Annotated in this window: 20 protein-coding genes; 16 read left to right on the top strand and 4 right to left on the bottom strand. The window is 74.2% G+C overall.

The genetic code is table 11. The features are described from left to right. The first annotated feature begins 496 nt into the window (after positions 1 to 496). The 3 genes from J2S46_RS11750 (at position 497) to J2S46_RS11740 (ending at position 2,779) form a co-directional block, all read left to right on the top strand. Positions 497 to 1,009 (top strand): SAV_6107 family HEPN domain-containing protein, encoded by a 513-nt coding sequence (locus J2S46_RS11750; RefSeq protein ID WP_191291759.1) that lies wholly within the window; start codon positions 497 to 499, stop codon positions 1,007 to 1,009. A 214-nt stretch (positions 1,010 to 1,223) separates the two neighbouring features. Next, positions 1,224 to 1,976, top strand: coding sequence for a methyltransferase domain-containing protein (locus J2S46_RS11745; protein ID WP_229912965.1), 753 nt, complete (start codon positions 1,224 to 1,226; stop codon positions 1,974 to 1,976). 419 nt (positions 1,977 to 2,395) lie between these two features. Next, positions 2,396 to 2,779, top strand: a complete 384-nt coding sequence (locus J2S46_RS11740; RefSeq protein WP_073923322.1) for an SCO2097 family morphological protein — start codon at positions 2,396 to 2,398, stop codon at positions 2,777 to 2,779. A gap of 173 nt (positions 2,780 to 2,952) precedes the next feature. On the opposite strand, the gene J2S46_RS11735 is transcribed toward J2S46_RS11740, so the two are convergent. The 4 genes from J2S46_RS11735 to J2S46_RS11720 all read right to left on the bottom strand — a co-directional run bounded on the left by J2S46_RS11735 (position 2,953) and on the right by J2S46_RS11720 (position 8,758). Beyond that, positions 2,953 to 5,406 (bottom strand): transglutaminase TgpA family protein, encoded by a 2,454-nt coding sequence (locus tag J2S46_RS11735; protein ID WP_191291675.1) that lies wholly within the window; start codon positions 5,404 to 5,406, stop codon positions 2,953 to 2,955. Further along, positions 5,403 to 6,725 carry a DUF58 domain-containing protein gene (locus tag J2S46_RS11730; protein ID WP_229912966.1) on the bottom strand — a complete coding sequence of 441 codons (1,323 nt, stop codon included), beginning with the start codon at positions 6,723 to 6,725 and terminating at the stop codon, positions 5,403 to 5,405. The genes J2S46_RS11735 and J2S46_RS11730 overlap by 4 nt, the downstream gene beginning before the upstream one ends. A 1-nt stretch (position 6,726) precedes the next feature. After that, positions 6,727 to 7,689: an AAA family ATPase gene (locus J2S46_RS11725; protein WP_229912978.1), complete on the bottom strand. Its 963-nt coding sequence runs from the start codon at positions 7,687 to 7,689 to the stop codon at positions 6,727 to 6,729. A gap of 481 nt (positions 7,690 to 8,170) precedes the next feature. After that, positions 8,171 to 8,758, bottom strand: coding sequence for a beta-class carbonic anhydrase (locus tag J2S46_RS11720; RefSeq protein WP_191291677.1), 588 nt, complete (start codon positions 8,756 to 8,758; stop codon positions 8,171 to 8,173). 657 nt (positions 8,759 to 9,415) lie between these two features. On the opposite strand from J2S46_RS11720, the gene rsmH reads away from it, so the two are divergent. The 13 genes from rsmH to J2S46_RS11655 all read left to right on the top strand — a co-directional run bounded on the left by rsmH (position 9,416) and on the right by J2S46_RS11655 (position 25,533). Beyond that, positions 9,416 to 10,390, top strand: a complete 975-nt coding sequence (gene rsmH / locus J2S46_RS11715; RefSeq protein ID WP_073923326.1) for a 16S rRNA (cytosine(1402)-N(4))-methyltransferase RsmH — start codon at positions 9,416 to 9,418, stop codon at positions 10,388 to 10,390. Positions 10,391 to 10,506: 116 nt separating this feature from the next. After that, positions 10,507 to 11,103 carry a cell division protein FtsL gene (ftsL, locus tag J2S46_RS11710; RefSeq protein WP_191291678.1) on the top strand — a complete coding sequence of 199 codons (597 nt, stop codon included), beginning with the start codon at positions 10,507 to 10,509 and terminating at the stop codon, positions 11,101 to 11,103. After that, the gene (locus J2S46_RS11705; RefSeq protein ID WP_191291679.1) at positions 11,100 to 13,355 is read left to right on the top strand and encodes a peptidoglycan D,D-transpeptidase FtsI family protein; all 2,256 of its coding nucleotides are present in this window, start codon (positions 11,100 to 11,102) and stop codon (positions 13,353 to 13,355) included. The genes ftsL and J2S46_RS11705 overlap by 4 nt, the downstream gene beginning before the upstream one ends. 6 nt (positions 13,356 to 13,361) lie before the next feature. Beyond that, positions 13,362 to 15,080, top strand: coding sequence for a UDP-N-acetylmuramoyl-L-alanyl-D-glutamate--2,6-diaminopimelate ligase (locus J2S46_RS11700; protein WP_229912967.1), 1,719 nt, complete (start codon positions 13,362 to 13,364; stop codon positions 15,078 to 15,080). Continuing rightward, on the top strand, positions 15,077 to 16,501 hold the full coding sequence (locus J2S46_RS11695) for a UDP-N-acetylmuramoyl-tripeptide--D-alanyl-D-alanine ligase (protein WP_191291681.1): 1,425 nt from the start codon (positions 15,077 to 15,079) through the stop codon (positions 16,499 to 16,501). The genes J2S46_RS11700 and J2S46_RS11695 overlap by 4 nt, the downstream gene beginning before the upstream one ends. Next, on the top strand, positions 16,501 to 17,562 hold the full coding sequence (gene mraY / locus J2S46_RS11690; protein WP_073923331.1) for a phospho-N-acetylmuramoyl-pentapeptide-transferase: 1,062 nt from the start codon (positions 16,501 to 16,503) through the stop codon (positions 17,560 to 17,562). Before J2S46_RS11695 ends, mraY begins: the two co-directional genes overlap by 1 nt. Beyond that, positions 17,559 to 18,995, top strand: coding sequence for a UDP-N-acetylmuramoyl-L-alanine--D-glutamate ligase (murD, locus tag J2S46_RS11685; RefSeq protein ID WP_191291682.1), 1,437 nt, complete (start codon positions 17,559 to 17,561; stop codon positions 18,993 to 18,995). The genes mraY and murD overlap by 4 nt, the downstream gene beginning before the upstream one ends. 190 nt (positions 18,996 to 19,185) lie before the next feature. Then, complete coding sequence (gene ftsW, locus J2S46_RS11680; protein ID WP_191291683.1) at positions 19,186 to 20,559, top strand: putative lipid II flippase FtsW; 1,374 nt, start codon at positions 19,186 to 19,188, stop codon at positions 20,557 to 20,559. Positions 20,560 to 20,565: 6 nt separating this feature from the next. Beyond that, a complete protein-coding gene (gene murG, locus J2S46_RS11675) occupies positions 20,566 to 21,672 on the top strand; it encodes an undecaprenyldiphospho-muramoylpentapeptide beta-N-acetylglucosaminyltransferase (protein WP_191291684.1) in 1,107 nt (368 codons plus the stop codon). Continuing rightward, entirely contained in the window at positions 21,665 to 22,444 is a 780-nt protein-coding gene (locus J2S46_RS11670) for a cell division protein FtsQ/DivIB (RefSeq protein WP_191291685.1), read from the top strand. The genes murG and J2S46_RS11670 overlap by 8 nt, the downstream gene beginning before the upstream one ends. A 334-nt stretch (positions 22,445 to 22,778) precedes the next feature. Beyond that, positions 22,779 to 23,987, top strand: coding sequence for a cell division protein FtsZ (ftsZ, locus tag J2S46_RS11665; RefSeq protein ID WP_191291686.1), 1,209 nt, complete (start codon positions 22,779 to 22,781; stop codon positions 23,985 to 23,987). A gap of 11 nt (positions 23,988 to 23,998) precedes the next feature. Further along, on the top strand, positions 23,999 to 24,733 hold the full coding sequence (gene pgeF / locus J2S46_RS11660) for a peptidoglycan editing factor PgeF (RefSeq protein WP_191291687.1): 735 nt from the start codon (positions 23,999 to 24,001) through the stop codon (positions 24,731 to 24,733). Beyond that, positions 24,730 to 25,533 carry a YggS family pyridoxal phosphate-dependent enzyme gene (locus J2S46_RS11655; RefSeq protein WP_191291688.1) on the top strand — a complete coding sequence of 268 codons (804 nt, stop codon included), beginning with the start codon at positions 24,730 to 24,732 and terminating at the stop codon, positions 25,531 to 25,533. The genes pgeF and J2S46_RS11655 overlap by 4 nt, the downstream gene beginning before the upstream one ends. Positions 25,534 to 25,676: the final 143 nt, after the last annotated feature.

Genomic DNA, 25,676 nt, shown 5'->3' with positions numbered 1-25,676 from the left:
ACGGGGCGGCGGAGCGCGGTCACGGGGGACACCGGTGGTGGGGGATCCGGGGCGCATCGGCGCCCCGGGGGACGTGCGGGGCGACACCGCGCGGCCGGCCCGGACGGGGGACTCGTCGGGCCGGCCGCCGGGGTGTCGCCCGCACGCGTTCCCCGGGGCCGGGCGGCGGCGGTGCGCTCCGCGCACGCCCGATTGTCAGTGGTGCCCTGCACGATGGGAGCGCACGGGTCGACCGGCCCGGGCCAGTCGCCTCGGACCGGGGGAGACCATGACCATCAGCCACCCTGAGCCCGTCACCGCCAGCCACCGCCACCCCGACGACGACCAGGCGCGACCCGGCGGGCCCCGCCCCGGCCGGCTCCAGCCGCTCCCGCAGCAGCCCGTCCCGCAGCAGCCGCTGCCGCACCAGCACCGCCCACCGGCGCCGCAGTCCCGGCCGCCGCAGCCCGTCCCGGACCGGTCGGTCCCCGACCCGCCCCTGCCGCACCAGCCCGCGATCCCCTTCCCTCCGGCCGGTCCGCCCGCCCCGGCCCCACCGGCGGCACCCGGCCGCTCGGGGGACGTGCACCCGGTGCTGCGCCGGGCCGCCGCCCCGCCGGCCGCGCTCGACCTGCTCCGGCAGGCCCAGCGCACCCTCGTCCAGGCCGGCCGGACGGAGGACCCGCTCCAGCGCTACGCCACCGCCCACCTCGCCGCCCTGCGCACGGTGGCCGCGGTGCTCGCGGTCCGCGGCCGGCCGGAGAAGAACCCGAGGCGGCGCAAGGCCATCCGCAGCGCCTGGGAGGTGCTGCCCGAGGTCGCCCCGGAGCTCGCCGAGTGGGCGGTCTACTTCGCGGCCGGCGCCCGCCGGCGGGCTGCCGCCGAGGCCGGGATCAGGGGCGCGGCCAGCGCGCGGGACGCGGACGACCTGATCCGCAACACCGCGCTGTTCCTGCGGATCGTCCAGCGCCTGCTGGGCCTGCACCCCACGCCTCCCGCGCCGCGGCTGCCGCTGGACGGTGCGGCCTGAGGGCGCGGTAGGGGGCGGCCCGGGGGCGCCCGCACGGCCATGCCGGTCGGGCGGGCGCCGGCCGGGCCCGGCCGTGGGAGTGCCGCCGGGAGCGCCGCGGGGAGGGCGGCCCGGAACGCCTCACGGTGCCTTGCGCGGGCGGGCCGTCGGACGGCCTAAGGTGGAGCCGTCCGACGTACCGACCCGTACCTCTCCGTGCCAAGGAGTCCTCACCTTGTACCCGACGCGTCCCCGCAGTGCCCTGCGTACCGCCGTGGTGTGGGAGGTGGTGCGGGCGGCCCTTGAGAAGCGGGCCGCCGAGCTGGACCAGCCGGTCCTCGACGTCGTCGACACCGGCGGCGGGACGGGCAACTTCGCCGTGCCCGTGGCCCGGCTGGGCCACCGGGTGACCGTGGTCGACCCGAGCCCCGACGCGCTGTTCGCGCTGGAGCGGCGGGCCGCCGAGGCCGGCGTCACCGACCTGGTCCGGGCCGTCCAGGGCGACACCCAGACCCTGCCCGAGCTGATCGCCCCCGAGAGCGTGGACGCGGTGCTCTGCCACGGCGTGCTGGAGGTCGTGGACGACCCGGCCGAGGCGCTCGGCAGCCTGGCGGGCACGCTGCGGGCCGGCGGACTGGTCAGCCTGCTGGCCGCCAACCGCAACGGCGCCGTGCTCGCCCGGGCCCTGGCGGGCCACTTCAACGAGGCCCGCACGGTGCTCGGCGCCCCCGAGGGCCGCTGGGGCGCCGGCGACCCGATGCCCCGCCGGTTCACCGGCGAGGAGCTGGGCCTGCTGGCGAGCGCGGCCGGCCTGCGGGTGGAGGCGGTGCACGGGGTGCGGGTCTTCGCCGACCTGGTGCCCGGCGTCCTGGTGGACACCGAGCCGGGGGCGATGGAGGCCCTGCTGAAGCTGGAGCAGGCGGCCGCCGAACAGCCGGCCTTCCACGCCGTCGCCACCCAGCTTCACCTCCTGGCCACACGCTCCTGACCTGTCCTTCGTACCCGGTACGTCTTCCGTTCGGCCACGCATTCGCCCACGTCCGGGGTGATTCCGCCGACTCGGGCACTTGTGCGCGCCCCCCGGCGTTGGGAACCGTGCGGATCCAGCGTGCCGACCTGGGCCGACCCACGTGCGGTCGACCACCCCGGAATGCACCGGTGGACCGTATGATCTGGGTAAAGCCGGAAAGCATGACAGCCGGACGCATGGGGCATATGGACGACACAAGGCCGGGACGGTGGACCCTCCGGGGTGCACAGCACGACCGTCCCGACCGGACGGTCGCGGTTCGCGCCGGGGTGGGTTCCACACAAGCGTCTGACTGGTGTCTTGAAAGCTGAATGGACTTGCCATCCCGCCTGGGGTGGCGGACCGGTCGCCCCGCGACCGACGAGTAGGAGGACTCCGTGCCGCTCTCGGAGCACGAGCAGCGTCTGCTCGAGCAGATGGAGCGAGCGCTGTACGCCGAAGATCCCAAATTCGCGTCAGCGCTTGAGGGAACCGGGCTGCGCGCCTACACCCGTCGGCGGGTCTACCAGGCCGCCGCGGGGTTCGTGGTGGGCATCGCCCTGCTGATGGGGGGCATGGTCGCCCAACTGATCTGGGTGAGCGTCGTCGGGTTCCTGGTCATGCTGGGTTGCGCGGTCCTCGCCGTCACAGGCTGGAGGCGCGGCCCCGGCGGGCACGGCGCGGGGCCGAAGCCGGCCCCCGCATCGCGCCGCAAGGCAGGGGTGATGGACCGGATGGAGCAGCGTTGGCAGCGACGCAGGGACGAGCAGAGCGGCCTCTGAGCGCAGAGGAGGGCCCAGGGGAACCGGGCCCGGCAACGAGCGACGGGTGAGGGCGGGCAGTCTGCGGACTGCCCGCCCTCACCCGTCGTGGCGCGCTGGATCCGGAACGTACCGGGCCCCGAGCCCGGGCCGGGCCCGGGCCGGCGCTGCCGCGCGGGCCGGGCCCACCCCGGCTACTCCGGTCGGTCCGTCGAGCCGTGCCGGCCGCCCCGCAGCCGGGCCCGGGCCCGGCGGAACGGACCGGTGAGCGCGGCCCCGGCCCGGGAGAGGCGCCCGCGCACGGCGTCCCGGGCGTCGTCCACCCGATCGGTCGCCCGCCACCAGAGCCTCGCCGAGGACGGCGGCAGCAGCAGCGCCCGGGCCCGCCCGGTGCGCCGGGCGGAGGCCAGCAGGCCCTCCCGGGCGGTCCGGACGTCCGGGGCCAGCGCGGGCGCGCCCCGGCCGGCCGGGGCGTACAGCACCCGTTCGGTGGCCAGCGCGACCCGGCCGGCGGCGGCCGTGGCGTCCGCGTCCAGTTCGCCCGCCTCGGCGATCCGCCGCGCCGCCGACCGCGGGGTGCGCGAGTCGTCCGGCGGGATGCCGAGGTCCCAGGCCGAGTCGACCAGCTCCTCCCAGGCGGCCAGCACCTGCTGGTCGGTGAGGTCCGTCCGGGGGTCCGCCCCCGGACGGCGGCGTCCGGCCGTACCGAGCCGCCGGCGCCGCACCCAGGCCCGCCAGACCATCGGCGCAATCAGCAGGGCGATCAGGGCCAGGCCGCCCGCGAGCGTCGCCAGGGCCTGCCAGGACAGCCACCAGGACCGCTGGCCCTGGGCCTTGAGCGCGGCCTTCTCCTGGTCGGCGCAGTCGCCGAGCTGCCGCTGCCGGCTGTCGCAGCTGCTGCTGGCGCTCGCCGAGGGCACCGCACCGGCGCTCGGCGCGGCACTGGTCGGCTGCTGGGTCGGGGCGGTGCTGGGCGCGGCCACCGGGTCCGAGTAGTCCGGGGCGCTGCCGCGGGTCGGGGTGGGCTCGAAGCGCAGCCAGCCGGTGCCCTGGAAGTACAGCTCGGGCCAGGCGTGGTACTCCCGGTCCGTCACCTTGAAGCTCTTGCCCCCGAGGCCCTGGCCCGGGGTGAAGCCGAGCGCCACCCGGGCGGGGATGCCGAGTGCCCGGGCCATCGCCGCCATGGTGGAGGCGTAGTGGACGCAGAAGCCCTTCTTGTTCTCCAGGAAGGTCAGGATGGCGTCGTTGCCGGTGCCGTTGCCCACGTCGGTGCTGTACGTGAAGCCGCCGGTGCGGGTGAACCAGGTCTGCAGGGCCACCGCCTTGTCGTACCCGGTCGTCCTGCCCCGGGTGACGTCCGTGGCGATGGTCGTCACGGCCTGCGGGAAGTCGCCGGGCAGCGTCAGGTAGCGCTTGGCGATCGCCTCCGGCACCTGGCCGGCGGTGCGCAGCTGGGCTGCGGTGGGCCGCACGTCCAGGCTGGTCACCTCGTACCTCAGGCCCCGGGTGGTCTGCTTGCCGTCGCCGATGAGGGTCCGGGTCGAGCCCTCGTACCGCCAGGTGCCGGGCGGGTCGGCCTCGGTGGCCGGGTAGGGCATCGGCAGCCAGGCCGAGTCCATCCGGTCCGTGACGGTGAAGGCGGTCGCGACCGGGTCCGCCGTGACGGTGGGGGCCAGCCCCTCGGGGGTGGGCAGGGCCCGGGGGTTGCCGGTGACGTCCTTCGGGCTGAGCTTCCACTCGGTGCCGTTGAACTCGTCGAGCGCGCCGGTCCGCAGGTAGGTGCTGCCGGCGTTGTCGCCCGACATCGTGTAGGTCAGCATCTCCTCGCCGCTCGGGCGGCTCAGCTTCGCGGCCAGCGTGACCAGCGGGTCCAGGGTGGTGACCCCGGAGCCGCTGCCGCCGGTGCCGGTGCCGTTGCCGGTCCGGTTGCCGAACAGGTCCAGCTCCCACTGACCGAGGAACAGCGGCAGCACCAGGGCGGTGGCCAGCGCCAGCGAGCCGATCCGGTGGCCGTTGTGCGCGAGCCGGCCCCCGCTCTCGCCGCGGGCGCCGCCGTGGAAGACCCGGCCCCAGCGGGAGAGCCGGTCCTGGCCCTCGGCGAGGAGCAGCAGCAGGTAGCCGAAGGCCGCGAACAGGAACCACAGCCAGGCCCGGGAGTCCTTGTCCGCCAGGCCGGTGCCGACGGAGTAGAGCGCGAGCAGCGGCAGGCCGGCCAGCGCCGACTTGCGGAAGGTCACCGCGACGGCGTCCACCACGACGGCGACCAGCGCCACCGAGCCGACCAGGATCAGCCGCAGCCCCGGCGTGGCGGGGGCCGGGATGGCGTACTCCTGGATGTCCTGCAGGCCCCGGTCGAGCAGGGTGCCGACGGCGTCCAGCGCCCGGGGGCCGGGCAGGACGCCGGCGGTCATCGCGGAGCCCGCGAAGCCGAGCATCAGCGCGTACACCAGCACCAGCAGCTGCCCGGCCGGCACCAGCCAGCGGGGCAGCGGGAGCCGGCGCAGGCCCGCGCCGGCGGCGGCGGCCAGCGCGATCAGCAGACAGGCGTGCAGGTACCAGCCGCCGGAGGTGACCAGCGGGAGCAGGCAGAGCGTGGCCAGCGCGGTGGCCAGCGCGGAGTAGACCGTGAGTTTGGCGCGGGTGGTCACGCGTCGGCCCCTTCCCGGTGGGCGTCGGAGGCCGAGCCGGCGCGGTCGGCGGCCCGCCAGAGGTCGGGCACGGAGTCGCCGGCCCGGGCGGGCAGCACCGTCCAGCCCGCCTCGCGCAGCTGCCGGATCCGGGCGCGGTACTCGCCGCCGCCGGTCTCGGGGGCGAGCATCCGCAGGCCGGCCCAGGTCTCGGTGTCGATCAGGAAGGCCACGGCGGTGCCGGTGCGGCGGCGCAGCCGGGCCAGTCGGGCGGTCTGCCCCTCGTCCAGCGTGCCGAGGACGGCGACCAGCAGGCCCTCGCCGGCGATCCGCAGCGCCTCGTCCGCGCGGGACAGCGAGCCGCCCTCGGAGAGGTCGACCAGGGCGAGCGCGTCCAGCAGCATCCCGGAGGCCTCGGCGACGCTGTTGACGCCGCCGTCCGGGCCCGGCACGGATCGTCCGGTGTCGGTCAGCAGCCGGACCTCGTAGCCGCGCTCCATCAGGTGCACGCCGACCGAGGCGGCGCAGCTGACCGCCCATTCGAAGGAGGAGGCCGGGCCGGTGCCCCGGTGGCCGATCTCGCGGGTGTCCAGCAGGACGGTCGCGCGGGCCTTCTGCGGCTGCTCCTCGCGGCGGACCATCAGCTCGCCGTAGCGGGCGGTGGACTTCCAGTGCACCCGCCGCAGGTCGTCGCCGTGCCGGTACTCGCGCAGGATGACGTCGTCGTCCCCGGCCAGGGCCAGGGTCCGGGTGTGGCTCTCGCCCTGCCCGGACCACTCGCCGCGCAGCCGGACCTCGGGCAGGGCCTGCACCCGGGGGACGACGGTGAGGACGTCGGAGGCGGCGAAGGCCCGGGTGAGCTCGCACATCCCGAAGGGGTCGGAGAGCCGCAGTTGCAGCGGGCCGAGCGGGTACTGCCCGCGCAGGTCCGAGCGGACCCGGTAGGAGACCTCGCGGTGGCCGTGCGGCTCGATCCGGTCCAGCACGAAGCGCGGGCGCGGCCCGAGCACGTAGGGGACCTTGTCCTCCAGCTGGAGGAGCCCGGTGGGGACCCGCGAGACGTTGTCGACCCGCAGGTGCACCCGGGCCTCCTGGCCGGCCGTCGCCCGGTGCGGGCTGAGCCGGCGGCCGCTGGCCACCCGGTAGCGGGTGCGCAGCAGCAGCAGGGCGGCGGCCAGCGGCAGCGCCATCAGCAGCACGCCGACCCGGAGCAGGGCGTCCTGGCCGAGCAGCAGCGCGCAGAGGACGGCGGTGACGCCGGCCGCGAGGAAGGACCGGCCCCGGGTGGTGAGGCCGGCCAGGCCGGTGCGCAGACCCGACGGGGAGCCGGACGAGGCCACCTCAGCCCCTCCGGACGGCCGGGCCCTGCGGGCGGGGGAGCGGCAGCCGGGCGACCAGGTCGAGCACGATCTGCTCGGAGGTGCGCCGGCTCAGCTGGGTCTCGGCGGTCGGCATCAGGCGGTGGGCCAGCACCGGGACGGCCAGCGACTGGATGTCGTCGGGGGTGACGTACTCGCGCCCGTCCAGCGCGGCGGCGGCTCGGGCGGCCCGCACCAGGTGCAGGGTGGCGCGCGGCGAGGCGCCCAGACGCAGCTCGGGGCTGGTGCGGGTGGCCCCGACCAGGTCGACGGCGTAGCGGCGGACCGGGTCGGCGATGTGCACGGTGCGCACCAGCTCGACCAGCTTGAGGATGTCGGCGGCGTGCGCGACGGGGGCCAGGTCGTCCAGCGGGTTGGCGCCGCCGTGCACGTCCAGCATCGCGAACTCGGCCTCGGGGCTGGGGTAGCCGATGGAGATCCGGGCCATGAAGCGGTCGCGCTGGGCCTCGGGGAGGGGGTAGGTGCCCTCCATCTCGACCGGGTTCTGGGTGGCGATCACCATGAACGGCGAGGGCAGCTCGTAGCTGGTGCCGTCGATGGTGACCTGGCGCTCCTCCATCGACTCCAGCAGCGCGGACTGGGTCTTCGGCGAGGCGCGGTTGATCTCGTCGCCGACCACGATCTGCGCGAAGATCGCGCCGGGCCGGAACTCGAAGTCGCGCTGGTGCTGGTCGAAGATGTTGGTGCCGGTGACGTCCGAGGGCAGCAGGTCGGGGGTGAACTGGATCCGGCGCACGGTGCAGTCCACCGACTTGGCGAGCGCCTTGGCCAGCATGGTCTTGCCGACCCCTGGCACGTCCTCCAGCAGCAGGTGGCCCTCGGCCAGCATCACGGTCAGCGCGATCCGGACCGCCTCCGGCTTGCCCTCGATGACGCTCTCGACGGAGGCACGGACCCGGTCCACGACGGCGCCCAGCTCGTGCAGCCCACCGCGGTGGAAGCCCTCGGGCTGCCGGTCGCCCCCACGACCGCCCTGACCGTCCTGATCGTATGTGCTGGTCACCCGTACGCTCCCTGGCATTGCGCCGCCTCACCCCGAGGACGGCCCCACCCCGTGATTGACGCGGCATGCCCGGGTGCGGTCCGGTCGGAGCGGCACCGGGCGCGGCCGCGGCCAGGCCGCCCCAGGTGGTGCGGGAAAAGGCCTGCCGTCGCATTCTTCCCTGTCGGATGGCCAGAAGTCACCCTCTCCCTCCGGGCGGTGCCGTACGGGAGTGGCAGGGCGGGCGACAAGAGCGCAGTGTCCCGGTTCGTCCCCGCAACATCTCCGGTCCGTCCCCGTGACCTCGCCCGATCGGCCGGGCGGCGCCGGGCGGCCGGGAGGCCCTGGGCGGCGCCGGCGGCCGGCGCGCGGGCACGGGAAAGGGCCCGGACGGCGCTGGCCGGGCCCTGGCGGACGTGCGGTGCTAGTGGATCTCGCGGAGCAGCCCGGTGTGGACGTCGAAGACGAAGCCGCGGACGTCGTCGGTGTGCAGCAGGAACGGCGAGGTGCGCACCCGCTGCATGGACTGGCGGACGTCGCCGTCCAGGTCGACGAAGGACTCCACGGCCCACTGCGGGCGCTGGCCGACCTCCAGCTCCAGCTCGTGGCGGAAGTCCTCGGTGAGGCCGAGCAGGCCGCAACCGGTGTGGTGGATCAGCGCGACCGAGCTGGTGCCCAGGGCGCGCTGGCTGATGGTGAGCGAGCGGATGGTGTCGTCGGTGACGACGCCGCCGGCGTTGCGGATCACGTGGGCGTCGCCGAGCTCCAGGCCGAGGGCGGCGAAGAGGTCCAGCCGGGCGTCCATGCAGGCCACCACCGTGACCTTCTGGACCGGGCGGGCGTCCATCCCGCCGTCGCGGAAGTCGACGGCGTAGGCGCGGTTGGCGCTGACGAAACGGTCGATGATGCCGGGGGCGTCCTGGGCCGGGCGGGCGTCCTCGGCGGGCGCGGAGGCCGTGGCGGAGGCGGAGGCAGCGGCGGTCGGCGTGTGCCGGTCGGGGGTCACTGTCATAGGCCCGACGTTAGTGCGATTCCGCCGCCGATGGTGAGGGGACCGGCCCCCCGATCGGCCGGCTGTGATCGAGGGCATACCGCCGGGGCGGGGAACCGGTGGGGAGATGCGGTGCTCTGGGTGGAATGTCCGGATCGCCGGCGGGCGCGCCGACCGGCGCGGAGCGCCGCCGCCGGGCGCTGCGGGCCCCTCGCGCTCCGCCCGCGGCGAGCGCCCGCGCCCGGCCCGGCCGGGCCCCGGGGCCTGCGCGGTCGCGTTCCGCCGCCCGGGTGGCGCGCCGTCGCGGGCCATTGACGGCCAAGGTGTCCGCGATAGAGTTGCGGCGCAGCGCAGCACAACCGCCGAGCACCGTCAACCGGGCCTTCCCGGACGGCGCCGGCGCGGCGTACGCAGCCCGCGGCCTCCTCCCGCTCCGTGCCACCTGGCGCACCTTCCCCGGTGCCGGGCGGTCACAGTCTTCCCCAGTGAGCGGGCGGGGACCACGGGCGGCGTACGGGCCCCGTGCGGTGGGCCGGGCGCGGAGTGGGCCAAAATGGTCCCAGTCCCCCGCGCCCCGGGCTCCATCCTTCCCCGGTGGGTCCCTCCTGTCCGGTCACCGGACAGGGGAGGGCGGGCAAGGAGGGGGGCTTCGCACCGAGGAAGGGCGCCACAGCGCACATGAGCACCAACGATCCGGCACCCAAGCACGTCCCGGTCATGCTCCAGCGGTGCATGGACGCGCTGGCCCCGGCGATCTCGGCCCCCGGCGCGGTGGTGGTGGACGCCACCCTCGGCCTCGGCGGGCACAGCGAGGCGCTGCTCACCCAGTTCCCGGAGGTCCGGCTGGTCGCCGTCGACCGCGACCCGGCCGCGCTCAAGCTCTCCGCCGAGCGCCTCGCCCCGTTCGGGGACCGCGCCACCCTGGTGCACGCCGTCTACGACGAGATCCCCGAGGTGCTGGAGCGTCTGGACATCCCGCGGGTCCAGGGCGTCCTGTTCGACCTCGGGGTCTCCTCGATGCAGCTGGACGAGGCGGAGCGCGGCTTCGCCTATGCCCAGGACGCCCCGCTCGACATGCGGATGGACCAGACCCGGGGCCTGAGCGCCGCCGAGGTGCTGAACACCTACTCGCACGGGCAGCTCGCCCGGATCCTCAAGGTCTACGGCGAGGAGCGGTTCGCCGGCAAGATCGCCTCGGTGATCCTGCGCGAACGCGAGAAGGAACCGTTCACCAACAGCGCGCGTCTGGTGGAACTGGTGAGGAACGCCATCCCGGCCGCCACCCGGCGGACCGGGGGCAACCCCGCCAAGCGGACCTTCCAGGCCCTGCGGATCGAGGTCAACGGCGAGCTGGAGGTCCTGGACCGGGCCGTGCCGGGGGCGCTCGACGCGCTCGCGGTGGGCGGGCGGATCGTGGTGATGTCGTACCAGTCGCTGGAGGACCGTCTGGTCAAGCAGTACTTCGCGGCCGGTGCCACCAACACCGCCCCGCCCGGGCTGCCGGTGATCCCCGAGGAGCACCAGCCCTGGCTGAAGCTGATCACCCGCGGGGCCGAGCAGGCCACCGAGGAGGAGATCGAGGAGAACCGGCGTGCCGCGCCCGTGCGACTGCGGGTGGCGGAGAGGATCAGGGACCGGGGCAACCGGCGCTGACCAGCGCGGGACGAGCAGACCAGACCGACGGACGCGGGGGCGAGGAGAGCGTGGTGCCAGTGGCCGGCGGCGGGACCCGCCCACCGACGGGGCGGGTCCGGGGGAGCGGGGCCGGGGTGCTCCCCGGACAGGGGGCCGGAGCCCGGATCACCGTACGGCCGGGCCGGCGGCCGGCCCGCGGCCGCACGCCCTTCGCCGTCCTGGTGGTGGTGCTGCTCACCGGTGGCCTGCTGGGCCTGCTGGCGCTCAACACGGCCCTCAACGAGGGCTCCTTCGAGCTGTCCCGGTTGCAGAAGCAGACGACCGCGCTGACCGACCAGGAGCAGACCCTGCAGCACCAGATCGACCAGGGGTCCGCCCCGGACGCGCTGGAGCGGCGGGCCCGCGAGCTGGGCATGGTGCCGGCCGGCGGCCTGGCCTTCCTGCAGGACGACGGCAAGGTGCTCGGCAAGCCCGGGCCGGCCCAGGACAGCCCGCCGGTGAAGCGCTCGGGGGCGGAGCCCTGGCAGCTCCGGCCCGGCGCCCCGGCCCCGGCCTCTGCCCCCGCTCCGGCGCCCGCGCTGTCGCCGGCCCCGCCGCTGCCCGCCGCGCCGCCCGCCGCCCCGGCGCCGGCCCCGTCGGGTACCCCGAGCGGCGACACGACCGTCCAGATCAACCCGGCAGGCCCGGCCACCCAGCCGGCGCCGAGCCCGAGCGGAGGGCCGGCCCGATGAGCACGCCCCGTCAGCCACCCCGTGGATCGGGTGACGGCAAGCCCGTCCCCGGCTCGGACGGCCGCCCGCCGGCCCGGTCCCCGCGTCCGGCCCGGACCTCGCAGCCGCCCCGGCCGCGGCGGGCCGACGGGCAGCCCAGGCCAGCCCGGCCGAAGGCCGCCCAACCGAAGCCGGCCCAGCCGAAGTCCGCCCAGCCGAAGTCCGCCCAGCCCCGGCCGGCCGGGTCGAAGCCGTCCGCCGCCAAGCCCGCCGCCGCCAAGCCCGCCCCGGCCAGGTCGGCGCAGCCCAGGGTGCAGTCCAGGCTGCGCTCGGGCCCGGCCGGTCCGGGCCCCCGGCCGCGCCCCCGCCCGGCCGCCCGGTCGCAGCCCAGGACGATCAAGCTGGCCGATCCGCGCAAGCGGCTGCGGTTCGTCACCGTCGTGCTGTCCCTGGTCTTCTCGGTCTTCGCCGGCCGGCTCGTCCAGCTCCAGCTGATCGACTCCGACGCCCTGGCCGCCGACGCGAACACCAACCGGTACCAGGTGATCCCGCTCACCGCGGAGCGCGGCTCGATAACGTCCTCCGACGGCGTCGCCCTGGCCACCACCGTGGACGCGTACGACATCACCGCCGACCCGCAGATGTTCACCCCCCGGTCGACCGGCGTCCCGGACGCCCCCGAGCAGGCGGCCGCGCTGCTGGCGCCGATCCTCGGCGTGTCCAAGGAACAGCTGACCGCCGACCTGCACACCCCCAAGACCCGCTACAAGCGCCTCGCCACCCAGCAGACTCCGGACGCCAAGAACCAGATCAGCGACCTCAAGTCGGCCCTCGACAAGAAGGCCGGCAGCAAGGCCTGCACGGCCCAGAAGGCGCAGCTGAAGCTCCCCGCGGACAAGGGCGGCCGCACCCGCGTCGACAACGAGTGCGCCAACCCGCTGGCCGGCGTCTTCAACCGGGAGACCCAGCGCCGGGTCTACCCCTCGGACGGGCTGGCCGCCAACCTGGTCGGCTTCGTCAACGCCGAGGGCGTCGGCGCGGGCGGCCTGGAGCAGCAGTACCAGGCGCAGCTGGCCGGCAAGGACGGCCGCAGCAGCTACGCCCAGGCGGGCGGGCGGCTGGTGCCCACCGCCGGCGGGTCGATGGACGCCGCCGTGCCCGGTACCGACCTGCGGCTGACCGTCAACCGGGACATCCAGTGGGCCGCCCAGCGGGCCATCACCGACCAGGTGTCCAACGCCGGGGCGGAGAAGGGCTACGTGGTCGTCCAGGACGTGAAGACCGGGCAGGTGCTGGCGATGGCCACCTCGCCGGGGTTCAACCCCAACGACCTGGCCTCCGCGAAGTCCGGCCAGCTCGGCAACGCGGCCGTGCAGGACGCCTACGAGCCGGGCAGCACCGCCAAGCTGATGACGATGGCCGCGGTGCTCGACACCGGCAAGGCCACCTGGGACACCCATGTGACCGTCCCCAACACCCTGCAGCGCGCGGACCGGGTCTTCCACGACGACGTGGACCACGAGACCTGGTACCTGACCCTGGCCGGGGTCCTCGCCAAGTCCTCCAACATCGGCACCATCGAGGCCGCCGAGCAGCTCGGCCCGACCCAGGCCGAGGCCAACCAGGTGCTCGGCGGCTACCTGCAGAAGTTCGGCATCGGCCGGCCCAGCGGCCTGGACTTCCCCGGCGAGACCAGGGGCATCCTGGCCAAGCCGGAGGACTGGAAGGGCTCGCAGCAGTACACCATCCCGTTCGGCCAGGGACTGTCCGTGAACGCCCTGCAGGCCACCTCGGTGTTCTCCACCATCGCCAACGGCGGTGTACGGGTCGCGCCCAGCGTCGTCCAGGGCACCACCTCGCCCGACGGGCGGTACACCCCGGCCCCGCCCGGCGAGGAGAGCCGGGTGGTCAGCGAGCAGACCGCGAAGACGCTGACCGAGATGCTGGAGTCCGTGGTCACCGACGAGCAGGGCACCGGCGGGAAGGCCGCCGTGCCCGGCTACCGGGTGGCCGGCAAGACCGGCACGGCCAACCGGGTGGACCCGAAGACCGGCCGCTACTCCGGCTACACCGCCTCGTTCATCGGCTTCGCCCCCGCCGACCAGCCCCGGGTCACCGTGTCCTGCGTCATCCAGGACCCGGTGAACGGGCACTTCGGCGGGCAGCTCTGCGGGCCGGTGTTCAAGCAGGTGATGGAGTTCAGCCTGAAGACCCTCCAGGTGCCGCCGAGCGGCAGCGAGGCGCCCAACCTGCCAGTCGACTGGAAGCCGTGATCAACGATGACCACCGAGCCCGCCCACGCCGGGACCCCGTCGGACCAGCCCGCCCACGCCGGGACCCCGTCGGACCCGCCCGTCCCCGCCACGGCCGCGGCGGCGTCCGGGAGCGGGCGGTTTGGCCCTGGACGCCCTTCGGCCGATAGCCTGCCCGCCGTGCCGAAACCCGATCAAATCACCGTGAGCCCTCCCCGTCCCGAGCGGGTGGCGGCGCTGCCGCTGCCCGAGGTGGCCCGCCTGCTGGGCCTGGACCCCCTCGAAGGCGGGGCGGTCACCGGCGTCACCCACGACTCCCGCGCGGTCCGCGCCGGTGACGTCTACGTGGCCTTCCCCGGTGCGAACCACCACGGTGCGGCCTTCGCCGCCCAGGCCGCCGCGGCCGGCGCGGTGGCCGTGCTGACCGACCCGGCCGGGGCCGAGCTGGCGGCCGCCGCCGGCATCCCGCTGCTGGTGGTCGACCGGCCCCGGGCCCGGATGGGCGAGCTGGCCGCCGCCGTCTACGGCCACCCGGCCGAGCAGCTGCTGACCATCGGCCTGACCGGCACCAACGGCAAGACCACCACCTCGTACCTGGTGGAGGGCGGCCTGCTGGGCGCCGGCCGGGCCCCCGGGGTGATCGGCACGGTGGAGATGCGGGTCGGCGCCGAGCGGATCAAGAGCGAGCGCACCACCCCCGAGGCCACCGACCTGCACGCGATCCTCGCGGTGATGCGCGAGCGCGGCGCCGACGCGGTGACGATGGAGGTCTCCAGCCACGCGCTGGTCTTCGGCCGCGTGGACGGGGTGACGTACGACGTCGCGCTGTTCAACAACCTGACGCCGGAGCACCTGGACTTCCACCCCGACATGGAGGACTACTACCAGGCCAAGGCCAGGCTCTTCGCGCCCGGCAAGTCGCGGGCCGGCGTGGTCAACCTGGACGACGCGTACGGCCGCCGGCTGGCCGCCGAGGCGCAGATCCCGGTGACCGGCTTCTCCGCCACTGGCGCGGCCGGGGCCGACTGGCGCGCGGTGGACGTCCAGCTGGGCCCGGTCGGCTCGACCTTCCGGGTGCTGGGGCCGGACGGCGCCGCCGCCGACGCCTCGGTGCCGCTGCCGGGCCCGTTCAACGTGGCCAACGCGCTCGCCGCGATCACCGTGCTGGTGACCGCCGGGCTGCCGCTGGAGCGGGCGGTGGCCGGCGTGGCCGCCGTCGCCGGGGTGCCCGGCCGCCTGGAGCGGGTCGACGCCGGGCAGCCGTTCGTCGCGGTGGTCGACTACGCCCACAAGCCGGACGCCCTGCAGGCAGTCCTGGAGTCGCTGCGCGAGGTCACCAAGGGCCGGCTCCACGTGGTGGTCGGCTGCGGCGGCGACCGCGATCCGCACAAGCGCGCCCCGATGGGCGCCATCGCCGCCAGGCTGGCCGACACCACCGTGCTGACCAGCGACAACCCGCGCAGCGAGGATCCGCTGGCGATCCTCGCCACCATGCTCGGCGGCGCCGCCGGCGTCCCGGAGGAGGACCGGGGCGCCGTCCTGGTCGTCCCCGACCGGGAGGAGGCGATCGCCGGTGCGGTCGCCCGCGCGCACGCCGGTGACACCGTGCTGGTGGCCGGCAAGGGCCACGAGCTGGGCCAGTACGTCCGAGACGAGATCCGCCCCTTCGACGACCGGGAAGTCCTGCGGGACGTCATCTCCCGCTCCTCGGCCGCCCGGGGCACCCGAGGAGTGGAACAGCCGTGATCGCACTGACCCTCGCCGAGGTCGCCGCCGCCGTCGGAGGAACCCTGGCGGACGGCGCCGATCCGGCCGCCCTGGTGACCGGGACGGTCGAGTACGACTCCCGGCTGGTCCGTCCCGGCGGCCTGTTCGTGGCCTTCGCCGGTGAGCGGGTGGACGGCCACGACTACGCCGAGCGCGCGGTCGACGCCGGGGCCGTCGCGGTGCTGGCCGCCCGCCCGGTGGGCGTGCCCGCCGTGCTGGTGCCGGACGTCCTGGACGCCCTCGGCAAGCTGGCCAGGACCGTCGTCGGCCGCGCCACCGGCACCTCGGTGGTCGCGCTGACCGGCTCGGCCGGCAAGACCAGCACCAAGGACCTGATCGCCCAGCTGCTGCGGCACCGGGGCGAGACCGTCTTCACCCCGGGCTCGCTGAACAACGAGATCGGGCACCCGATGACGGCGCTCAAGGTCGAGCCGAGCACCCGTCACCTGGTGCTGGAGATGGGCGCCCGGCACAAGGGCGACATCGAGTACCTGACGGCCATCACCCCGCCGGTGATCGGCCTGGTGCTGAACGTCGGCACCGCGCACGTCGGCGAGTTCGGCTCCAAGGAGGCGATCGCCGAGGCCAAGGGCGAGCTGGTCGAGTCGCTGCCGGCCGACGGCGTCGCGATCCTCAACGCCGACGACCCGCTGGTGCGGGCGATGTCCGCCCGGACCAAGGCCCGGGTGGTGCTGTTCGGCGAGGCCGGGGACGCCGTGGTGCGCGCACAGGATGTTCGCCTGGACTCCACCGGACGGCCATCGTTCACGCTGACCACCCCGGCCGGTTCCGCGCCCGTACAGCTGCGCCTGTACGGTGAGCACCACGTCTCGAACGCCCTCGCCGCCGCCGCGGTGGCGATGGAGCTCGGACTGTCCGTCGACGACACCGCCGCCGCCCTGGGCGAGGCGGGTGCGCTGTCCCGCTGGCGCATGGAGGTCGTCGACCGGGCCGACGGTGTCACGGTCGTGAACGACGCCTACAACGCGAACCCGGACTCGATGCGGGCCGCGCTGCGGGCACTCGTGTCGATGGGGGGCCGGGGTCCGGGGCGCCGCCGTACCTGGGCGGTGCTCGGCGAGATGCGGGAGCTGGGCGAGGAGAGCTTCGCCGAGCACGACGCCATCGGGCGGCTCGTGGTCCGGCTGGACATCACCAAGTTGGTGGCGGTCGGCGGACGCGACGCGGCCTGCATGGAACTGGGCGCGAGGAACGAAGGTTCGTGGGGTGAGGAGTCGGTGCTGGTGTCCGACGCGGACGCGGCGGTGGAACTGCTGCGCAGTCAGCTGCAGCCAGGGGACGTGGTCCTGGTGAAGGCCTCCCGTTCGGTGGGTCTTGAGAAGGTCGCCGAGGCACTGCTCTCGGACGGCACACAGCTGACGGACGGTGCTGCGCTGTGATGAAGCAGATTCTCATCGCCGGCATGATCGGCCTGGTGCTGTCGTTGCTCGGCACCCCGGCGCTGATCAAGCTGCTGGCGAAGCGCGGCTACGGCCAGTACATCCGCGACGACGGCCCCAAGGCGCACCACAGCAAGCGCGGTACGCCCACGATGGGCGGCATCGCCTTCATCCTGGCCACGCTGATCGCCTACGCCGCGACCAAGGTGATAGCCGGGGAGAGCCCCACGGCCTCCGGGCTGCTGGTGCTGTTCCTGACGGCCGGTCTGGGCCTGGTCGGCTTCCTGGACGACTACATCAAGGTCGTCAAGCGCCGCTCGCTGGGCCTGCGGGCCAAGGCGAAGCTGCTCGGGCAGTCCTTCGTCGGCCTGGCCTTCGCCGTCCTGTCGCTGCAGTTCAGCGACAGCCGGGGGCTCACTCCGGCGTCCCAGCACCTGTCCTTCGTACGCGACTTCAGCTGGTCCGTCGGCCCCGTGCTGTTCGTCATCTGGGCCTATTTCATGATCGCCGCGATGTCGAACGGCGTGAACCTGACGGACGGTCTGGACGGCCTGGCCACCGGCGCCTCGGTGATGGTCTTCGGCGCCTACGTCTTCATCGGCGTCTGGGAGTACGGCCAGAGCTGCGCCTACGCGCTCTCCGCGACCGCCAACTGCTACGACGTGCGCGACCCGCTCGACCTCGCGGTGGTCGCCTCCGCCCTGATGGGCTCCTGCTTCGGCTTCCTGTGGTGGAACACCTCGCCCGCCAAGATCTTCATGGGCGACACCGGCTCGCTCGCCCTCGGCGGCGCCCTGGCCGGCCTGGCGATCTGCTCGCGCACCGAGATCCTGCTGGCCCTGCTCGGCGGCCTCTTCGTGATCATCACCCTGTCGGTGATCATCCAGGTCGGCTCGTTCCGGATGACCGGCAAGCGCGTCTTCAAGATGGCCCCGCTGCAGCACCACTTCGAACTCAAGGGCTGGAGCGAGGTGCTGATCGTCGTCCGGTTCTGGATCATCCAGGGCCTCTGCGTCGCCGTCGGCCTCGGGCTCTTCTACGCGGGATGGGTAACCGGATGACCAGCAACCCCGACTGGACCGGACTGCCGGTCGTGGTGGCCGGACTCGGCCTCTCCGGCATCAGCGCCGCCCGCGTGCTGCGCGGACTCGGCGCCGAGGTCACCGTGGTCGACGGGGGCGACAGCGAGGGCCTGCGGGCCCGCGCCGCCGAACTCGCGGCCCTGGGCATCCCGGTGCGCCTCGGCGACGGCGACACCCTCCCCGAGGGCACCCGCCTGATCGTCACCTCGCCCGGCTGGCCGCCGAGCAGCCCGCTGTTCGCCGCCGCCGGCCCCGCCGGCGTGCCGGTCTGGGGCGACGTCGAACTCGCCTGGCGCCTGCGCCGCCCGCTGGCCGCCACCGGCGAGCCCGCCCCCTGGCTCGCCATCACCGGCACCAACGGCAAGACCACCACCGTCCAGATGCTGGCCTCGATCCTCACCGCGGCCGGCCTGCGCACCGCCGCCGTCGGCAACGTCGGCGTCTCCGTGCTGGACGCCGTGCTCGCCGACGAGCCGTACGACGTGCTCGCCGTCGAACTCTCCAGCTACCAGCTGCACTGGGCGCCCTCGCTGCGCCCGCACTCGGCGGCCGTGCTCAACCTGGCGCCCGACCACCTGGACTGGCACGGCTCGATGGAGGCCTACGCGGCCGACAAGGGCCGGATCTACGAGGGCAACCTCGTCGCCTGCGTCTACAACACGGCCGACCCGGCCACCGAGGCGCTGGTCCGCGAGGCCGACGTCGAGGAGGGTTGCCGGGCGATCGGCTTCACCCTCGGCGCTCCCGGCCTCTCCGAGTTCGGCGTGGTCGACGGCCTGCTGGTGGACCGCGCCTTCGTCCCCGACCGGCAGTCCAGCGCCGCCGAACTCGGCTCGGTCGAGGACGTCAACCCGCCGGCCCCGCACAACATCGCCAACGCCCTCGCGGCCGCGGCGCTGGCCCGGGCCTACGGCGTCGACCCGAAGGCCGTCCGGGAGGGCCTGCGGGCCTTCCACCCGGACGCCCACCGGATCGCCGAGGTCGCCGTCGTCGACGAGGTCACCTGGATCGACGACTCCAAGGCCACCAACACCCACGCGGCGGCGGCCTCGCTGGCGGCCTTCCGGCCGGTCGTCTGGATCGCCGGCGGCCTCGCCAAGGGTGCCACCTTCGACGACCTGGTCCAGGGCGCCGAAGGCCGGCTGCGGGCCGCCGTTCTGATCGGCCAGGACCGTGCGCTGATCCGCGAGGCGCTGGCGCGACACGCGCCGGATGTGCCGGTGATCGAGGCCGCCGAGGGCCAGACTGGCGCGGTGGCGATGGCCGAGGTGGTCGCCGCGGCCGCCGGGCTCGCCCAACCGGGTGACACCGTCCTGCTGGCCCCGGCCTGCGCCTCGATGGACATGTTCACCAACTACAACGAACGCGGCGACCTGTTCGCGGCGGCCGTCCGGGCCCGAGCGGACCGCTGACGGCCCCTTGCCGGCCGCCCGTGGGCGGGCCGGCGGGGGCCGTGGGGCGGGCGACCGGGGCGGGCGACCGGCCCGGGTGACGTCCGGCGAGCCGGTTCCCGCCCGGCGGGACCACCGGGCGCGCGGCACGCAGGGAGCGGCGCGCCCCGGGGCGAGGCAGTCACAGACAGGGCAGAGGGGTGCGTGCGAGGTGGCGGGTCAGGGCAGGGCAGGGGCCACCGCCCCGCCGGGCGAGCGGGGGGACTCCCCGCTGAAGCTGATCTCGGCCACCACCACGACCTTCAAGTCGGCGGGGCCGGTCGCCCGGCTGCGGGCCTTCCGGGCCCGGTTGCGGTACACCCTGGACCGCCCCCTGACGCCGTACTACCTGATCCTCGGCGCGGCGCTGCTGCTGGTGGTGCTGGGGCTGGTCATGGTGTTCTCCTCGTCCCAGATCCTCGCCCTGGGCCAGCACCGGTCCCCGCTGTTCTACTTCCTCAAGCAGTTGGTGGCCGTCCTGCTCGGGACGGCGCTGCTGGTGACCCTCGCCTGGGTGCCGCTCGCGGTGCTGCGGGTGATCGTCTACCCGCTGATGTTCGGGGTGATCGGCGCACTGGCGCTGGTCGCCGTCCCGGGCATCGGGGTCGAGGTCGGCGGCAACCGGAACTGGCTGGACTTCGGCTTCTTCCAGGTCCAGCCCTCCGAGTTCGCGAAGCTGGCGCTCGTCCTGTGGGGCGCGGACCTGCTGGCCCGCAAGCAGAAGACCGGCATGCTCGACCAGTGGAAGCACCTGCTGATCCCGCTGGTGCCGGGCGCGCTGCTGCTGCTGATGCTGATCATGCTCGGCGGTGACATGGGCACCGCGATGATCCTGGTGGCGATGCTGTTCGGCCTGCTCTGGATGGTCGGCGCCCCGATGCGGCTCTTCGTGGCCACCCTGGGCGTGGCGGTGGTGGCCTGCACGGCGCTGGTCGTCACGGTGCCGCACCGGGCCGAGCGGCTGTCCTGCATCGGGGTCACCAAACTGGACCCGAACGGGGCCTGTTTCCAGGCCCTGCACGGCGTGTACTCCTTCGCCCTGGGCGGTCCGTTCGGCTCCGGACTGGGGGCCGGGGTCGAAAAATGGGGCCAGTTGCCGGAGGCCCACACCGACTTCATCTTCGCCGCGACGGGCGAGGAACTCGGACTGGTGGGGACGCTGTCGGTCATCGGACTCTTCGCGGCACTAGGCTACGCGGGTATCCGTGTGGCCATCGGTGCGAAGGACCCCTTCGTCAGGTACGCCGCGGGAGCAGCCACCACCTGGATCATGGCGCAGGCCATGGTCAACCTGGGGTCGGCACTGGGACTGCTGCCCATCGCGGGCGTCCCGCTCCCGCTGTTCTCCTACGGCGGTTCCGCCATGCTGTCGGCCATGTGCGCCGTCGGCGTGTTGCTCTGCTTCGCACGCAGCACGCCGGGGGCTCAGGCGGCCCTGGCCGCGCGGACCACCAACTCCCGGTTCAGGACACGACTGGCCCGGGTGCTGCCACGACGACGAACCACAGCACGCCCGGCCTCCCGGCCGGCGCGCAGGGAGCGGTGAATTTCGGTGCATGTCGTACTCGCCGGCGGGGGGACCGCCGGTCACATCGAGCCGGCCCTCGCCCTCGCGGACGCCCTCCGCAGGCACGACCCGTCCATCGGGATCACCGCTCTGGGCACCGAACGCGGACTGGAGACCCGTCTGGTGCCCGAGCGCGGCTACCACCTGGAGCTGATCCCGGCCGTCCCGCTGCCCCGCAAGCCGACCCCCGAGCTGATCACCGTGCCGGGCCGGCTGCGCGGCACCGTACGGGCCGCCCAGGAGATCATCGAGCGGGTCAAGGCGGACGCCGTGGTCGGCTTCGGCGGCTACGTCGCGATGCCCGCCTACCTGGCCGCCAAGCGCGCCGGGGTGCCGATCGTGGTGCACGAGGCGAACGCCCGTCCGGGCCTGGCCAACAAGATCGGCGCGCGGTACAGCGACTTCGTCGCCGTCTCCACCCCGGACAGCAAGCTGCGGGACTCCCGGTACATCGGGATCCCGCTCCGCCGCACCATCGCGACCCTGGACCGCAACGCGGCCCGGCCCGAGGCCCGGCAGTACTTCGGCCTCGACCAGCGGCTGCCCACCCTGCTGGTGTCCGGCGGCTCGCAGGGCGCCCGGCGCCTGAACGAGACCGTCCAGACCATCGCGCCGCGCCTGCAGCAGTACGGCGTGCAGATCCTGCACGCCGTGGGCCCGAAGAACGAGCTGCCGGTGGTCGACGACATCCCCGGGATGCCGCCGTACCGGGTGCTGCCGTACGTGGACCGGATGGACCTCGCGTACGCCGCCGCCGACCTGATGCTCTGCCGGGCCGGCGCGATGACCGTCGCCGAGCTGGCGGCGGTCGGCCTGCCGGCCGCGTTCGTCCCGCTGCCGATCGGCAACGGCGAGCAGCGCCTGAACGCCCAGCCGATGGTGAAGGCGGGCGGCGGCCTGCTGGTGGACGACGCCGAGCTGTCCCCGGACTGGGTGCTGAACAACGTGCTGCCGGTGCTCACCGACCCGCAGCGGCTCTGGGACATGAGCCGGGCGGCCGCCGAGTTCGGCCGCCGCGACGCCGACGACCTGCTGGTCGGCATGGTGTACGAAGCGATCGAGGCAGCGCGAGGTGGCCGCCGCCGTGGCTGACGGCCCGCCCGGCGCCGGCGCGTACCAGGACGAGGAGGAGGCCGAGGAGTTCGCTCCCCGGCTCCGCCTCTCCCGGCGCGGCTTCACGGTGCTGGGCGTGCTGACGGCCGCGGTGCTGGGCACGCTGTCCTGGCTGGTCTTCTTCTCCTCGGTGCTCGATGTACGAAGCATCTCGGTGCAGGGCATGCGGGACGACCGGCTGACGGCCGACCAGGTCCGCCGGGCGGTGGGCGGGCTCGGCGACGGGCCGCTCGCCCGGGTGGACCTGGCGGACGTCGAGCGCCGGGTGAAGGCCATCCCGCGGGTGGCCGACGCCGAGGTCTGGCGCGGCTGGCCGCACACCCTGCGGGTGAAGGTGGAGCAGCGCAAGCCGGTCGCCGCCGTCAAGGGCGAGGACGGGCAGTTCACCCAGGTGGACGCCGGCGGGGTGAGCTTCGCCACCGAGCCCACCGCCCCCGCGGGGGTGCCGGTGGTGGAGCTGCAGCTCAGTCAGCAGGCGAACGATGCGCTCGAGGTGATCACGCGCCAGCAGCTCGTTCAGGGCGCCGTGGCGGTCGCCGCGGGCCTGCCCGAGGACGTCGCCAAGCGGGCCGGGGCGGTGCTGGTGCACAGCTACGACGACATTCAACTGCAGCTCAGCGGTGGTGGGACGGTGCGTTGGGGGAGCCCGGACCGGACCGAGCGCAAAGCCAGGGTGCTGACCGCGTTGATGCGCCAGAAAGCGGCGAATTACGACGTGAGTGTGCCGGAGGCGCCGGCGTTGTCCGGATGATCCGGTAGGTTTCTGCCTGGATGAGTTTGGCGGTCACCCCGGTTTCCCAGGCCGGTTGATGATCACATAGGCTCAAAAGAAAAAAGGGAAGCTCGGCGTGTTCGTTGAACACGGGCTCGCCGCGACCTAGTGTCCTGTGTCACCAGGCTGTGTCCCACGGTGATGTGACAGAGGCGCAGCAACAACCCTAAAGGTCAAGTTTAGGGTTCGGGTCGGCGGTCGGCATTTCGGACATTCAGTCAGGAACCAGGCTCCCCACCCATCGACATCCGTCGGTACGGCGCGCACCCGGGCGCCGGGCCGACCCGGAAATTCGAGGCGAGAGGCCTTCGACGTGGCAGCACCGCAGAACTACCTCGCAGTCATCAAGGTCGTCGGCATCGGCGGCGGCGGTGTCAACGCCATCAACCGGATGATCGAGGTCGGTCTCAAGGGCGTCGAGTTCATCGCGATCAACACCGATGCGCAGGCCCTCCTGATGAGCGACGCCGACGTCAAGCTCGATGTGGGCCGTGAACTCACCCGGGGCCTCGGCGCCGGCGCGAACCCCGAGGTCGGCCGCAAGGCGGCAGAGGACCACCGCGAGGAGATCGAGGAGGTCCTCAAGGGGGCCGACATGGTCTTCGTGACGGCCGGCGAGGGCGGCGGCACCGGCACCGGCGGCGCGCCCGTCGTGGCCAACATCGCCCGCTCGCTCGGCGCCCTCACCATCGGCGTCGTCACCCGCCCCTTCACCTTCGAGGGCCGCCGTCGCGCGAACCAGGCCGAGGACGGCATCGCCGGCCTGCGCGAAGAGGTCGACACCCTCATCGTGATCCCCAACGACCGGCTGCTGTCCATCTCGGACCGCCAGGTCAGCGTGCTGGACGCGTTCCGCTCCGCCGACCAGGTGCTGCTCTCCGGCGTCCAGGGCATCACCGACCTGATCACCACCCCCGGCCTGATCAACCTGGACTTCGCCGACGTCAAGTCGGTCATGTCCGAGGCCGGCTCGGCGCTGATGGGCATCGGCTCCGCCCGCGGCGAGGACCGCGCCAAGGCGGCCGCCGTGATGGCGATCTCCTCGCCGCTGCTGGAGGCCTCCATCGACGGCGCCCGCGGCGTGCTGCTCTCCATCTCCGGCGGCTCCGACCTCGGCCTGTTCGAGATCAACGAGTCCGCCCAGCTGGTCAGCGAGGCCGCCCACCCCGAGGCCAACATCATCTTCGGTGCGGTCATCGACGACGCGCTCGGCGACGAGGTGCGGGTCACCGTCATCGCGGCCGGCTTCGACGGCGGCCAGCCGCCGGCGATCGTCCGCGACCCGGTGGTCAAGGCCTCCCCGGCCCCCGCGCCGGCCGCCCCCGAGCGCCCGGCCACCCGCCCGTCGTACGGGAGCATCGGCTCGGTGACGGCCCGCTCGGAGGGCGAGTCCGGCTCCCGGTACGCCGACTCCCCGGCCACCACGACCGCCTCGCCGGTGCCCCCGCAGGTGCAGCCGGTCCGGCAGCCCTACGTGGAGAGCCCCGCCGAGGAGCTCGATGTGCCCGACTTCCTGAAGTAGGCACAGCCCGAGTGAAGCGGTTCGATACGCGAAACGGTGCTCACTTCGCCTTCACCGACCGGTGGGGCGGGGTGAGCACTTCGCCGTACGGGGAACTGAACCTCGGCGGCGCGGTGGGGGACGACCCGGTCGCCGTGCTGGAGAACCGGCGGCTGGCGGCCCGCTCGCTGGGCCTGGACCCGGCGGACGTGGTCTGGATGAACCAGGTGCACGGCGCGGACGTCGCCGTCGTGACGGAGCGGCAGCCCCAGGGCTCGGCCCCGACGGTGGACGCGGTGGTCACCGACCGCCCGCTCGCCCTCGCGGTGCTGACCGCGGACTGCACGCCCGTCCTGCTGGCGGACCCGGTGGCGGGTGTGGCCGGAGCGGCGCACGCCGGCCGGCCGGGCCTGGCGGCCGGGGTGGTGCCGGCGGTGGTCCGCGCGATGGTGGAACTCGGCGCCCGGCCGGAGCGGATCGTCGCCGCGACCGGCCCCGCGGTCTGCGGGCGCTGCTACGAAGTTCCCGAGGAGCTGCGGGCGGAGGTGAGCGCCCTGGTGCCGGCCGCGTACGCGCGGACCTCCTGGGGCACCCCGGCGCTGGACGTCCCGGCGGGAGTCGCGGCCCAGCTGGCCGATGCGGGAGTCACCGAGTTGGTGCGATCATCTGACTGCACCCTCGAATCCGCCGATCACTTCTCCTATCGCCGCGAGCAGCGCACCGGCCGGCTCGCGAGCTACGTCTGGTTGGGCTCTGAACTTTCATGACGAATGACATCTACGGTCCGTTCCCGGGCGGGCCGCGCGCTTTCGGCCAGACTCTGCTGGACGCCCTGACGGACGGCCAGCGGGCCCGGTACGAAGAACTCGGGGCCAACCTCGACGTGGTCGAGCGCCGGATCGCCGCCGCCTGCGCGGCCGCCGGCCGCTCGCGCGACGAGGTGACCCTGATCGTCGTCACCAAGACCTACCCCGCCGAGGACAGCGCACTCCTGGCCGGACTCGGTGTCACGGACGTGGCGGAGAACCGGGACCAGGACGCGGCCCCCAAGGCCGAGCTGTGTGCGAACCTTCCGCTGGAGTGGCACTTCGTCGGCCAGCTGCAGACCAACAAGGTCCGCTCGGTCGTCCGGTACGCGAACCGGGTGCACTCGGTGGACCGGCTGCGGCTGGTCGGCTCGCTCTCGGCGGCGGTGCTCAAGTCGGAGCGCCCCGAGCTGGGTTGCCTGGTCCAGGTCGCCCTGGACAAGGAGGCCGGCGGGGGGGAGGGCCGGGCCGGCGTGGCCCCGGCGGAGGTCGCCGCACTGGCCGACGCGATCGCCGCCGCCCCCGGGCTGCGGCTCGACGGCGTGATGACGGTGGCTCCGCTGGCCGGGCCCCTGGCCGGCGACCCGGCGGGGGCCTTCGAGCGGCTGGCGGAAATCTCAACCGCCGTACGGGCGAGCCATCCTGCTGCCACCATGGTTTCCGCGGGAATGAGCGGGGACCTGGAGCAGGCCGTGGCGGCCGGAGCGACACATGTGCGCGTCGGAACGGCGGTACTCGGAGTGCGGTCACCCCTCGGGTAACGTCACCGGGTAGTAGATCAGACTGCAGGACAAAACAGGACAGAACCTAGCAGCTTTGCAGAGCGCTAGCGAACCGTGGATCGCAACTTCACGACTCTCACGAGCCCGCCCGGACCTGTCGTCCGGCGAGCCCGCCCCGGGGT

The organism is Kitasatospora herbaricolor (assembly GCF_030813695.1).
In the GTDB taxonomy this organism is placed as follows: domain Bacteria; phylum Actinomycetota; class Actinomycetes; order Streptomycetales; family Streptomycetaceae; genus Kitasatospora; species Kitasatospora herbaricolor.
This window is presented reverse-complemented; position numbering and strand designations above follow the sequence as displayed.